8 protein-coding genes and 1 pseudogene are annotated in these 14,527 nt (G+C 25.4%); all 9 read right to left on the bottom strand.

What is annotated here, in order from left to right:
- Positions 1-167 precede the first annotated feature (167 nt).
- Entirely contained in the window at positions 168-2,036 is a 1,869-nt protein-coding gene (locus HMPREF2642_RS02335; RefSeq protein ID WP_070597632.1) for a DEAD/DEAH box helicase, read from the bottom strand.
- Complete coding sequence (locus HMPREF2642_RS02330; protein ID WP_049427138.1) at positions 2,014-3,240, bottom strand: ParB N-terminal domain-containing protein; 1,227 nt, start codon at positions 3,238-3,240, stop codon at positions 2,014-2,016. Before HMPREF2642_RS02330 ends, HMPREF2642_RS02335 begins: the two co-directional genes overlap by 23 nt.
- Positions 3,240-6,515 (bottom strand): DNA-directed RNA polymerase subunit alpha C-terminal domain-containing protein, encoded by a 3,276-nt coding sequence (locus tag HMPREF2642_RS02325; protein WP_070597631.1) that lies wholly within the window; start codon positions 6,513-6,515, stop codon positions 3,240-3,242. The genes HMPREF2642_RS02330 and HMPREF2642_RS02325 overlap by 1 nt, the downstream gene beginning before the upstream one ends.
- An 829-nt stretch (positions 6,516-7,344) precedes the next feature.
- The gene (locus HMPREF2642_RS02320) at positions 7,345-9,054 is read right to left on the bottom strand and encodes an AlwI family type II restriction endonuclease (protein ID WP_049427129.1); all 1,710 of its coding nucleotides are present in this window, start codon (positions 9,052-9,054) and stop codon (positions 7,345-7,347) included.
- Between the two features lie 20 nt (positions 9,055-9,074).
- Positions 9,075-9,929: a DNA adenine methylase gene (locus HMPREF2642_RS02315; protein ID WP_049427127.1), complete on the bottom strand. Its 855-nt coding sequence runs from the start codon at positions 9,927-9,929 to the stop codon at positions 9,075-9,077.
- A gap of 403 nt (positions 9,930-10,332) precedes the next feature.
- A pseudogene (locus HMPREF2642_RS02310) lies at positions 10,333-12,531 on the bottom strand (AAA family ATPase).
- 358 nt (positions 12,532-12,889) lie between these two features.
- A complete protein-coding gene (locus HMPREF2642_RS11795) occupies positions 12,890-13,018 on the bottom strand; it encodes a hypothetical protein (protein WP_141744470.1) in 129 nt (42 codons plus the stop codon).
- A gap of 13 nt (positions 13,019-13,031) precedes the next feature.
- Positions 13,032-13,916 carry a permease gene (locus HMPREF2642_RS02305; protein WP_070597630.1) on the bottom strand — a complete coding sequence of 295 codons (885 nt, stop codon included), beginning with the start codon at positions 13,914-13,916 and terminating at the stop codon, positions 13,032-13,034.
- Positions 13,917-14,003: 87 nt separating this feature from the next.
- Positions 14,004-14,294: an ArsR/SmtB family transcription factor gene (locus tag HMPREF2642_RS02300; protein ID WP_371094453.1), complete on the bottom strand. Its 291-nt coding sequence runs from the start codon at positions 14,292-14,294 to the stop codon at positions 14,004-14,006.
- Positions 14,295-14,527 lie beyond the last annotated feature (233 nt).

Genomic DNA, 14,527 nt, shown 5'->3' with positions numbered 1-14,527 from the left:
AGTGATTAAAATTGAATACAGGATAACTTTTTGATAAACACATATCTTATAAAGCACTACTATGTATAGATAGTAATATAATTTTATTTTTTAGTACTTATATCTATAGTAATTAAACTTGAATTTATTCATTAATTTCTTAGTTGTTTACACCATATATTAATCGATTAATCTATAACGTTTTTAAAGAAGAATACTAGATCTTCATCCTCCGTAGGTAATATTTCTAATTCATGCTTATCAATAGCATCCAACATCAATTGCTCTTTTTCAGATAGTCTATTATAAATTCTTTCACCTAACGAATAATTGCCATTTTCTAACGAGTAATTTTGTTGGAAATAATAATATTGTGTATAATCATCATCTTTTAATCCTAATCTATGAATTCTATCTTTCGATTGCAATAAATGAACTAAATTGTAACTATATTCAAAGTAAATAGCATCGTGACAAGTCTGATGTAAAGAAACCGATTCTGCCAGAGTGTGGGGATTTGTAATCAAAATATCGATTTCTTTATTTTTAAATCTACTAATTATCTCGTTACGTTCTTCTTGATGAACAGATCCTGAAATAACTTCAGCTCTAATACCCATAGAATTTAAATAATGTTTTAAATCATACATTGTTTTTACAAAAATACACCATGTGATTGCTGTTTTAGATTGACTGACAATATCTTTTATAAGAGATAAAAGCGCTTGCATCTTTGAAGTGATTTCTATTTGATTTACTAAATTTTCGATATCTTGAGAGTAATCTATATATTCAACTAAATCTTCATGGTTTCCACTCAAATCTAATAGTTCTTCAAACTCTTTTAAATCTAATTTCTCTAATAACATTGAAGGCGAACTTTCCAATTGCATAATCTTAGCAAACAAGGCTAACTGATTAGTCTTATATCTAGAAAATAATATATTAAAAAGTTGCAACTCTTCTGAACTTGATGATACTTTTATAATTTTATCGTTATTAGTAGGAGGAACTCCTAATTCATTTTTAGTGGTTCTAGTAAAAAATGGTTGAATTTTATCATTAATTACTTTTACTTCTGAATTTGTTGGGTTTGCTAATAAGGATATTTCAAAATTGAAAAAGTGATTATAATCAGCTGGATACATCAAATTTAATAAATTATAAATATCTTTATATCCATTTGGTATAGGTGTTCCAGTTAAAGTAACCATGTATTTGGCATTTTCAGTTATTCTTAATGCTGCTCCCGCGTTTTCCCCTTTGGGATTCTTAATGCGATGTACCTCATCAAACACTACTAAAGTTTCATTATTAATTAAATTTTTAATTTCATCTTCTAATCTAGTTAAAATTTCATAATTAAGAAGAATCAATTCTTTGTTGCCACTCTCATATTTAAGTACCATTTTCTTTTCATTAGATGTATTAAGATCCTTAATATTTAGGTAGTTTAATTTTCTTTTTTTTCCAAAACAAGATTGATACTCACTTATCCATGACCCGAATGAGTTTAATGGCCCTATCATTACGATTCTGTTTACATTTTTCTTCACATTTAAATATGCATACATACCATATACTGTAGATGTTTTACCTGATCCTGGTACAGAAAAATTGCCAGCTTTTTGCATCATAGACAAATAAAACGCATCTTTCATTTGCTTGCTTCTTAACTTTCTTTCTAACTGATTATTTACTACACTTTGAAATTCTTCATATCGGTCATCAAATCTTATATCATCATTTTTAATATCATTACCTACTGTATACTTATAGTTAATGTATGAATCAATATTAGCTAAATAATTAGTAACATTTGAATCAACTAACACTTTTTCATTGATTTTACTTCCAATTTTTTTAATTCTCTTAATTATTTCTTTTAGGTTTTTATAGTAGATATCCGCCCTAAAAATAATCAATTCTTCTGAATTTATTTCAACATAGCTTCTTAAATAAAGTTTAAATCCTGTTTTTTTCTTAAATTGATTTAAAACATCAGATGTTGAACGAATAATCAATTGATTATCTTTATTGATAAGAACTTGTATCATTACCATAAACCTCTTTTTTTATTCTATTTACTTCTTGTTCTAATTCTTCCAAAGAATTTAAAAATTGAGGGTAATCCGATTCATCATCTAATCTAAGAACAATATTAAAATCAATATTTTGTAATACATCTATAGCTTTTTCAATCTGTTTTTTAGGTGCATCAAGTGTCACTCTTTTTTTAATTTTTTCTTGATATTTAGTATAAATTGATTTAAAACTTTCTTTTAAGTCATCATTCCCACGTATCTCTTTATTAATAAAATCAAGCGTTACATCTTCCTCATCCTCAAACTTTTCAAGAACTTCTTCACTCAATTCACGGTTTTCTTCGACAAATGGTTTGAACTGAGGTGTATTAACTAAATCTTTCATTTTACGAACATATCTTGTCATATCAGTGTCAGGTTTATTTAACAAACTAGTAAAAATAATATTTTTCATATCTATACGGTCTTCTTCAGTTTTTATTTTATTAAGTACTGCAGTTATTTCGCCCAAAGGACCGTCTAAATCCCACTCACGTGCCAAGTAATAGTGTTCTGGCATCTCAATAAATTCTAAAAACTCAACCATTAATTCTGCTCGATTAACCATTTTATTAACTTCTGTTAAACTTTGTTCAGTATTTTTGGCATATTCTTCTTTAGTAATTAGTTGATGTTTCACAATATCATTATAAACGCCCACTAACTTATCTATCGGATTATATCCAACTCTCTCTTCCCGCCCATGCTGTAAATATAATTCTAATAATTTTATTTCCTTTTTACTTTCATGAATGTCCTTGCCAATTATCATAGCTTCTATATAATTGAACTTAGGATTCTCTTTCGATAATTCGCGTAAACATGTAAACCTTCTATTTCCATCAATAATTCGACCATCTTTTAATATGATGGCAGGTTCAGTTTGTTCTAATGCTTTTATATTATTTTTAGTTTTTTTAAAAGCTTTTTCATCGCTTTTCTTGATAAATTCGTGAATTATATCGTTATAATACTCAATATCATTTAAATCAAAATTTTCTAATTCATTTTCCGCTTTGTATTTACTAATCCATGTCGCTATTCTGTCGTTTTGATCATTATAATATAATTCATTTAGTTTAATTTTATAAACATCATATGCTTTAGTAATGCCATCAACTGTTAATTTGTTTGTTAATCCTGTTTTAATTAAATTATCTTCATTTATTTCATTCATCAAGCTTCAAACTCCTCATAATAGTAATCTAAATCCAAATAAACTTTTTCCATTATTTCATCATAATACATGTTTGTATGTTTGATTGATTCAATCAATTTAGAATAATTAAATTGAACATCATATTTATCATTAATTATTTGAGTTAAATCAAAGATGTCAATTACTTTTTCTCCAATTATTTCTTCTTCAATTAAACTTGTTAAGCTAAAGTCTTCATCTAATTTCAAAAGATAATTACCTCCCATCTTATTACTATATATATTGTCTACGCCTCGTAAAATTGAACGATAAAATAATGGTTCAAAACCATATTGATCTATATCCTCACTGTCAATTAAATCAATTAGTGTGTTAATAGACCACACTCTATGGTCACTTAGTTTTATAATTGCTTCCTCTCTAAAATCATTCAAAACTTTATAAGTTAAACCAATCTCATCAAGTTTTTTGATGGTTATAAATTTTTTTGGAAAAAACTCAAATATTTTCATTTTCTTAAATTTATAAAATAACCAAGAGGTAAATGTGCTTAATCTCCATAGTCTTTTATCTATATTAGTAAAATCTAGTATATTTTTTTGATCGTAAAAATTCTTATTAAAATAACTTACACTAGTTTCATAATGATTTTTTAATATGTAAGAACTAAATATTTTATAGCCTAAATATTTTAATATAAGTTGTATTTCTTTAATTTCATATTTTAACTCAGCTTTGATGTCTTCAATAAATATGAAATCTTGATCTTTAATAATTCTCTGAACATAATCAATATCTTTCTTACTTAATGAATCATAACTTACATTAATAATTTCACCAGATATATAGTTATCTATGAATTGTAAATAATTAGCTTTAATTGTTTGTTTTTTTATTCCATAATTTTCATAGTATAAATCTACAAAATTATTAATATGAATTGGTGCATACTCGAACATCAAGTCTTTTACCTGTTGTTCTCTATTTACATTTCCAACTTTAATATTTGGCATACGTGACAAGTCTATGCGTAAATCTTCTACTACGCTCAAAGTTCGCTTAATAATATTGTGTAATTCATTAGCATGTCTAATATCATAACTTTTCATGAGTATTGGATATTGTTTAAAAATTATCAATGAAGAAATTTCTAAATCTTTCCATTCTTCAAAATTTATATTTTTATAAAAACTATCCCAGTCATATTGATTATAGTTATAATATCTATATATCTTCTTACCTTGACTTACAGAACTTGAAGTATCACTTAATCTATTTTCTAAGTATCTAATATCTATATTGAATTCTTGATTATTTAGACCTTGTTCTTCAATAAATAAATTATAAAGTTGTAAAACATCGGAAATATGCACTGCATCTTGACAGAATTCTTCTAATATATAATCGATAATCCCTGTTCGATTTCTATTTATTACTTTATTACCTAATTCGATTTTACCTTTAAGCAACTCATTTCTAACGCTCTTTTTTAATTCAACAGAGGCTTTATCATCATAAATGATATCTTCCCATGAATGGTTCCCTTTTTTGTAACGGATGGATAAATAATTATAAAAATCATCTCTAAAAAATAACGCATATTGTTTTGCGTCTAAATTATATGTTTTGAACCAATATGAATTATCATCTTCTCTAAACACCTCATCAGTACTATCTAAAATCTTTTTTACTATTTGTCTAACACGTTCCCTAGTTACACCTAAAGTTTTTCCAATTTCTTCTAAAGTCTTTCCTTTTAATCTAAGTCTTATCATTTCAAATTTAGTAGCATCGAAGTTTTCAGCTGCATAAAGCAAAATCGAAGGCTTTTTTGAAAATATTTTTCCGAATTTATTCTTACCTATTAAATCTTGTTCTAGTAGTTGTTTTATAGTAATGTCCCAATCAATCCGTTTAAATTCATTACTTAGTTTATTAGTTAATTCATCTATATCGTATAAAAATTCACTTTGCTTTATAAATATATAAGCTATATCTTCTGCTAGTTTTGATACATCTAAATTCATTAATTTTTCCGTAACAATATTATTATTTACTAATAAATCTAATTCTTGAGTTAATGACATCTTCTCATCTAATAATTCTTTCTCCTTAATTACATTAAATTTTTCAATTAAGTCATTTAGCAAAACTTCTTTCAAATTTAATAAAAATTTTTGTCTTGAAAATTTAAAATAAAGTCTAGAAGTATCCCCCATAAAAATTTCATGCTTATTATAAACCACAACTTGTTGAAGCAATTTCTTAAGAATAGAGATTAAATTTTTCTTGCCAACATAAGAATAAGATAATAGCCTTGAATAAGAGCTTGATAACAAATTATTTAGATTATTTAAATTATACCTAGTAATTATAGCTTTCTCCTTATTACTAAATCCTTGATGATTGGTTGAAATTTCATTTAGATATTTGCTTCCGCTCAGATATCTTATAGCTATATTAAACTTTGATTTAGGTGTATTAATTTTAATGATGTCTTCAATAGATAACTCTGGATTTTGAATAACTAAAGTATATAAATCCTTCTTAGATAATTTTAATTCTTCTCTTAATTGGTTAATTATTTTTTTAATAATTAAGCTAGTTTTATTATTTATATCTCTTAACTTATGAATATCTTCATAATTCAATTCAATTAAAGTTCCTATTAAATGGATATTATTCATTTTTAATATTTTTAAAATTTCTCTATCTTTAAGTACTTCCTCAATTTTAAGCAACCGTACTTCTTCAATTGACAACGTTTGAATAATTGAATGTTCTTCTTCAATTTTAGAAATAAGGTGATTTCTAAATTCTTGAATTTCTTTGATTGATTTTGTTCCTAAATTTCTAATTTTTTCCAAGCGATCATCTGTTAAATCTTCAATCTGGTAATTATAAACATAGCCATGTTTAATTAATTGATTTTTTGAACGATTAGACAAAGGCGAGTACATTATGAATTGATTATCTGCTTTTTTATAAATCACTTCATTAACATCTATTTTATTTAGCTCTTTTATATTTTTTATGTTCTCTGCTCTTAAAAGCGCTAAAAAATTGCTCCCAAATAATTCTTCAAGATTACTATAATTAGAATTATTAATATTAATTAATTTGTTTCTATAATTAAATATTTCTTCTCGCATATTTTCGCTAAAGGTTTCTAAATTATTAATATCATCGTTAGTTAGAGTAATAAGTGCTTTTACATGTTTTATATTTTGTTTAAATAGAATGTTACGGGCGCTCTTTGATAAGTTTAAATCACTAATTCTTATATTTTCCATAAATCCACCTAATTATAATTCTAATATTTAAAACTAATATTAAAATGAATTATACAACATTTTTAGTTTGGTGAAAATATACTTTCTTCTTTTTTTAACACTATTCTGAAATGTTAGTATTTTTAAAATAAAACCTCTTCTTGTTTCATTTTCGGGAAATAAAATATTTGTTCAAAATCTTATATTATATAAGATATTAATTTTAAAACTCATTTTTACTAAAAAGCAGAATATTACCCTTAATCTCTCTTAGTGAAAAAGAGGAAGGTTTTATGTTTATGATGTGCCCACTCAAACTTTAGAATATTCACACCATAACGGGGAGCTTAGAATAAGTTTCACGCAATAGAAATACGCTTAGATACAGTTTATCAGTACCTAAGCGTATGTCTTAGTCTTTTAAAATTCATTAATTCTTCTAGTTTATTTAAAATTTTAGATGTAGTCTCATTTGAGAAGTCTCAATTTAATTAAACTACCTCGCATAAATTATTAGTTCTATAGAGTGAAATCAATGCTTTTTACTAGTAGAATACATCATCAACAATTTCATTTAACTGACGTGAAATACTAGCAAAATCACTATTTAAAAGTACGTCCTTCCACTACCAACAATATCCCTACTATTATAAAAGTCGTAATAGTCATTATCTTCTTAGCCTTTAACTTCATTTAAGAACCTTTATTTAATATAAAACCTTTTATTGATACAGTTAGATACACGTACCTTTTTCACACTATAAAACTTTCGTTTTATACATAACTTGATGTATCTTAAATTAAAACTTTTCAAGATTCTACATAATTTGAATTAAAAAAATACTAAATGCTACGAAACTTTATTTAGAATATATTTCATGACTTTATCATACCAATATTCTTCATTTTCACCATTAATAATACTCTCTCGCGACATATTAATTGAATAATTATGTAAATCTAGGAAGTCCGATGGTTGTATATTTTTTTCAATACTTAACTTAAAGATATGAATAAAATCAGATAAATTAATAGGTATGACGCTAATATTTCCATTATATATTTTTGAATTCGTTCCGGTGGTTAAATAAAAATGATATACTGATTCTGGATTTATCTTTTCAGCTATAAAAAAGCCAAAAGTATCCTTACCAGATTTCTTCTTTAATTCTCCTACATGTCGTGGGACAGGCTCACCTTCCATATCATATTGTTTTTTTCCTTGAGATAAAGTAACTTCATATAGGATATTAAAAGAACCATAATCTCCTACTATATCTCCTTTAGATCCGCCAGCTGTAGAAATAGGATATCCATTATCATCAGGTATAAAGTTACCAGTTATATCTCCATTATTTATCATAACTGCTGCTCTCCAAGTATTCCATTCCATAACTGCTGACCGGTCAGGAATTTCATTTTTTATAATTTGTGAATATGTTTCAATAATATCTTCAACGTCTTCTTTGTCTTTTCTTTTTAATTTTTTTGTTATTTCAAGTAACTTTTGTTCCCTTTTTAGTACTCTCTGTCTATTTAATTCTTCCTTAAGACTATATAAATCATCAGAATCAACCTTTATCCCTTTAGATTCAATTTCAAATTGTATTTCTCGTAAGTCATCATTTTTTAATTTAGGTATATTAGGGTTAGATAAATATTTAAAATATTTATCTATAGAGATATCTGGACTTACAATATCTCTCTCAACATTTTTTAAGATATATTGTACTTCTTTTATTCTTTCGTTTGAAATAGAAATTGACTTGCCCTTAGTTAAAACAAATAAACCAGTGGCTCTTAAAAATCTAAATATTGAATCAGTGTAATCTAAAGAATTCGATAGTTTAGTTTTCAAAAATTTTTCTTGAGAATTTTCAGTATTCTCTCTAACTTTGTAATTTTTATTATCTAATATATCTATATATAGCTCTTTAAATATTTCATTTCTTTTTTCTTCATAAAATTTTTTTAAGCTTTTATTTCCTCTACTATTTTTTCGTTTAGCTCGGTATTCTAAAACATCTTGTTTAGTTTCATTAAATTTACGGTAGTCTGTCATCGTTATACCAAATATTGAAAGCTCTTGATAAGTCAAATATTCAAGTTCATAAACTAGCCTGATTATTTCTAAAAACGGCTTAATATTAAATCTACCTTCATTTTTATTTTTAGTTTCTTTATGAAGTGCACTCGGTAGTTGAAATTTTAAAAGTTGATGAATCATAACATCTTCAAATAGAGCCTCTTTCATTAATAAATTTCCAGCTTCAGTTATCTTTAAAGGTTTATTTCTTTTAGGAATTAAAAAGCCTAATGCTTGAGGAGCTCTAGTCAATTTATCTCGCCCGGCAAATGCTTTATCTTTTGATTTACCACCATTACTAACTCCTGCTAAATTAGCTTGAGACAACATATCGTAAAATTTTATTTGTAAAGTTTCATTGTATAATTTATTTTCTAAATCTTTTTCTCTTATTAGTCTTAGATATTTAGGAATTAATTCTGGATTTCTTGGAGATGTGGAAAAAAATATAGTTCTACTTTCAAATCTACCCATATTTCACATTTACTCTCCTTCTAATTAAAATTAGTAATTATTAAATGATTAGCTTCAGATTTAAATCTGTTTCTAATATTCACTGAATAGTTTTTTGGATAACTAGCTTTTATATAACCTTTATATATATTCTTAATTAGCTTAGTTTCAGAAATAATCATGAGTGCAGGTGAACTTAAATTTTTAAAATTTTGTGCTAATTGATGATGATCTTTTTCTTTAAAATCTCCACTAAACACTTCATTCCCATACTCAGAAAATACCGTATCATAAGGAGGGTCTAGGAAGATGAAATCTTTTTCATTTGCTAAATCAAAACTTTTTTCATAAGATTCATTTTTTATCTTGGATTTTCTTAACAACTTGAGATGATTTTCATTCAACAAATCTGTATTAAAATTAGCATATCTTCCATATGGCACATTAAACTCCCCTCTAGAATTATATCGAATCATTCCAGAATAAGATGTTTTGTTAATAAAATAATATAATGTAGCATAACTATAAACAGGGAGCAATTTTTGGTTATATTGATCTCTAATCCAATAATAAAGTTCTTCATTAGGGTCGTTAACTTTCAATTCAGGGTTTTTTCTTTTATTCTTTAAAAAAATTTCTCTATTTTCTATATATTTTATTTCTAATTCTTTTAATTCTTCTTTAACTATGTAGTAATTATTAGTTAAATCTTCATAAAATTTTATTAAATTTTTATTAATATCAGAAATATAAGCTCTATCAGGTTCTAAATCAAAAAATGTAGCTCCACCTCCAAAGAAAGGTTCATAATAAGTATTAAATTTAACGGGAATATAATTTTTAAAATTAGGTATCTCTTTCGATTTACCACCACGATATTTAATTATTGGCTTCATATCTTACTCCAAACTTTAATATTATTAGTATTATTATAACATTGAAAACAATTTCAAAAACATATAATGATGCTTTAATAATGAATATCTAATTAATACGTAATAAGATTCTTAACAGTACCTATAGATATAGCTCGTTTAATTGGTGAGTGTCAGTTTTAGAAAAGTATATTAAATTAACGTTAACAAACGATTATCAAATTAAAAATAAATACAAGCATCTAAAAAAATTATTCCATAATATATATAATATATTAATTTTTAAATTTAATAATTATAAAATATGTTAATCTCTTATTGTTTGTTAAAATATTGCTGCAAATTTCATAGTTCCTATCCTAATTTTTCAGGATTAATTATGTTTTTTAATCTCTATCAATCATATATTAATTTCTTTCACTTATTATATATTCCTCGTCATCATATTAAAATGTTGGGTATGTCCAAGCTTCTCAAATACTGACTTAAAAACTCTTTTATAATTTTTTATATTATCTTCATCATGTACTAGAACAAAATCATCACTTATAAAATGAGATCCATCATTTATTCCTGATATAAGAGATTTACATAATATTTTATCTATTCCATCAAATTTATTAATACATTTTTCGTAATCCATGTCTCCAATAATATTAAAGTAATACTCTAATATTCTTCTCATAGTATTAAACGACGTTACCGTTGATATATTATCAGAGCTTAATTCTTTCCACATTAGTTGGTAGGAAGATTCTATAGGATTATTCTCATAAACATCAAAATAACTAATATTATCTTTTTTTCGAATAATTCCAAACATCACTTCACTTGGTGAAAATTTATCTCTACTTCCTAAAAAAGTGATTTCTTTGTGAAAGTAGATATTGTGTGTAAGATTAATTATTTGCTGAATTCCGTTTTTATTATCTCTACAATCACTTATTAAATTTTTTACTAAAGTACTAACAATAAATAATACATTGCTATCCAAACTGGAGATCGGATCATCTATAACAATAATTTTATTTGAAGTAACACCTGTACTTTCATGACTACCATAAACTAAATAGTAAAAATATAAAAATGTAATAAAGTTGTACTCACCTTCACTCATTGTTTCATTAGCAATTGTTCCATCTTCTCTTAAAATGAGATATGTCCCTTTTTGTTTAGTATTCTCTTCAAGTTTAAACCCTTTAAAATCAAACTTTTTTAAAATTTCATTAATATTTTTAACGGTAGGCGTCACACTAGTAATATTTATTTCTATTTCGTCTATTTTATTATTAATTTGTTTTATTTCATTATTTAAACTTGTAATTTTTTTATTAATATTATCAATAGCTTTACTTCTACCATCTTTAAATTTAATATACTCTTTTAATTCTTCCTTAGTTTCATTAACAAAATAAATCCATAGCATTTCTACAAATTTGTTTTGTTCTCTTTTTTTATTTCTAATAACAATATTATTTTTTTCAATTGATTCATTAAAAGAGTTAATCATTTTATTCATATTTTGAATAATAGGAGTGAGGCTTTTTATATATTTTTTCTGTGAGGGATTCCTTAATTTTTCTTCAATTTGCTTTTTATTAACTTCATATTATTTCTTAAATACTTCGAACTCTCTACTAAGATTCGTTATATTAAGATAGGGAATTGGTGTTTCTAATATAAACAATATATTGCTTTCAATATCTTTAAAAGAAGCGTTATATCTTTGATAAATTTTATTTAATTTTTCTATATCTTTTTCATATTCTTCATCAAAATAATCTTTAATTTCTTGTTCAATTTCTTTAGAAATACTTTGATTACAAAATGGACATTTTTGATTTGATTTCTCTAGGTAATGTAATCCTTGTTTAATCCAATCACTGTTTTTTAGTGCTTGAATAACCTGACTTATTGGACTTTCATGACTTCCAGTAATCACTTTTTCAAATAAATTTGTTTTTTCTATTTCAGTAATATTTGACATATCATTGAGATTAAAATTTGCATATAGTTGAATATCCTCAGAAAAACTTATATCATACTTTTTTTTCAATTTTTCTAAACTATCTTCTGATTTTGCTTCCAAGTTTTCAAAACTATATTTGTTATAAGTTTGAATACATCGATCTAAGAATTTTATTTTACTATTCTTATAGCCAACTAAAGCTTTTGAAAAATCCTTACCACTCCTTTTTTTAACATTCCAAACCCTATTTTTTATTTTGTCTGTTTCCTTTAAAATTTCATTTTCAAAACTCTCAATAGTATTTTGCTTAGTAAGTATCGATTCTCTACTTTTTTGCAATTTCTCTCTCAAATCTTTTAATTCACTTAGTGAGTGTATTGAGTCTTCTCCTAAAGTGAAAATTCCCTTTAGCCCTTCTTCAGATTGGCTAAAGTTTTGTTCAACAAACTTTTTATTATAGACTAATATATTTGCATTATTAGAATCCTCCGTCTCAACAACACATTCTTCAGAACTATTATAATTTCCAATTAAATTTGAGATAGTAGTTTTACCACTACCATTGTTTCCATATATAAAATTTATTTTTTTAGGACAAATTTCTACGTGATTGTGATATGTAGCTATATTTTGAAGTGCAATTTTTTTTATCATTTTTATACTCCCTTTTCAATTTGTTAAGAATCCATTATCAAATAGTTAATAACTTAATTTTTGTTTTATTTATGGTATAGTTCCCGAAAAATGATTGTTATTCTTATCAGAATCCTAAATCACGAAAAAATTTTTTCAAAGTGATTGAAAAACCTCTCTTCACTTATGGTATGCTTCTGCGTATCGGTTAATGATGCGGTTTTTCATTAATGTCTTGTTACTATAAATCTTAAAGAAATACTAAATAAACAAAATAATTTTCCTTAACTGAAACGAAAGAACGACAAATTCCATTCTATTACATTGGAATTTGTCGTTCATTTATTTATTAGAAGTATATATTCTACAGACTTCTAAATTAATTGTTACAACAATTATTATTGTCTTGTTGTTCTTTTTCACCTTTCTCTTTCTTTTCTTCAATTTCTACCGAACAGCATGATTGATCCTGAGGTTTCATTTTATTTAATACATCTTTAATTCCCATCAACTCACCCCCTTTAAATAATGATGTTCACAATCAAACCAGTAGCAATAGCCACAACTAAAATTGCAATAACGAATGATAATACAAAATTTCTCTTGAATAATTTAGATAGTAATACAACTTCTGGAATACTTGCGCCAGCACCACCAATTATCAAAGCAACAACTGTCCCTAGTGACATTCCTTTTGAAGCTAATGCTTCAGCTATAGGTAACATTGTTTCAGGTCTGATATACATAGGAATACCTATAATAGAAGCAATAAATACTGATATAATGCCATCTCCACTCGCATATTTAGTAATAAATGTTTCGGGTACAAAGCCATATATAAAAGCACCAATAAATACACCAATAAATAAGTAAGGAATCATTGGATATAAGAATGCCCAAGCATCATTTAAAGCTTGTTTAAAACGGGATCCATTTTTATTAGTGAAAAATCCATCTCCTTTTACCGTTACACCTTTATAACTTTTAGATAAATTCATTTTTGAAAATACTAGACCAGTTAAGATACTAAAGATTGCTAGTAAAATAAAGTAAACAATAGCAACTTTCCAACCTAATAAAGCCCATAACATAAATATCATTAATGGATTCATTAAAGGTGACGCAATTAAAAAACTCATTGCAGGACCAAAAGGAACTTTAGAATTTAATAAGCCTGCAAGTATAGGAATTGTAGAACAAGAACAAAATGGTGTAATCGCACCAAAAGCCATTCCCAAAATATAATTAATAGATTGATTAGGTTTACTTAAAAATTGTTTTATTTTTTCTTCAGAAACTATCTGCTGGATTATACTTACAATAAAGCTCACGATGATAAATAGTATTAATAGTTCAAAAAATAACATCACAAATGTTTTTATAAATTCCATAATTGAATCTAACATTAGTATAATGCCTCCAAATCTAATTAATCAATATTTCTTGATGTATTAATCAAAAAAATTTGATTAATACTACATTAAAAAAGATACTTAAAGTATCTTACAACAAGTATCTTCGTTTAAAACAACCTGTATTTGCTGCTCATTAATTTTGTAATAATTCCATGTACCATGCTTTTCAGCACTCAGTATATTAGCATCAACTAATTTTTTTAGATGATAAGAAAGCTTAGACTGCTTTAATTCTAAACTTTCTTCTAGATCACAGACACATAAAGCTTTTTTTTCACTTTGATTTATTGTTTGTAGAATAGATAATCTAATTTTATCTGCAAGCGCATTGAAAATTTGTTCATAGTATTCTAATTCTTTTTCTGTCATTATACTCGTATCAACTTTAACAGGTGGCATCATTCATCAGCTTCTTTCTATCTATCATTTTCAATTTAAATGTAACGATAGTATGCTTGTGCGACATACTTTTAGTAAAATAATTTTTCAGAATAACTGCAAAACAATTAAAATAAATCAACTTTTTTTGATATAACTATTATAAATAATCTAATGTATTATTGCAAAAACCATAGTCTACATAGGCAATTATCTATATAGAC

Origin of the sequence: Staphylococcus sp. HMSC055A09 (genome assembly GCF_001809655.1) — a bacterium.
Taxonomy (GTDB): domain Bacteria; phylum Bacillota; class Bacilli; order Staphylococcales; family Staphylococcaceae; genus Staphylococcus; species Staphylococcus capitis.
The sequence above is the reverse complement of the archived record's forward strand: the minus strand, read 5'-3'. Positions and strand labels throughout refer to the sequence as shown.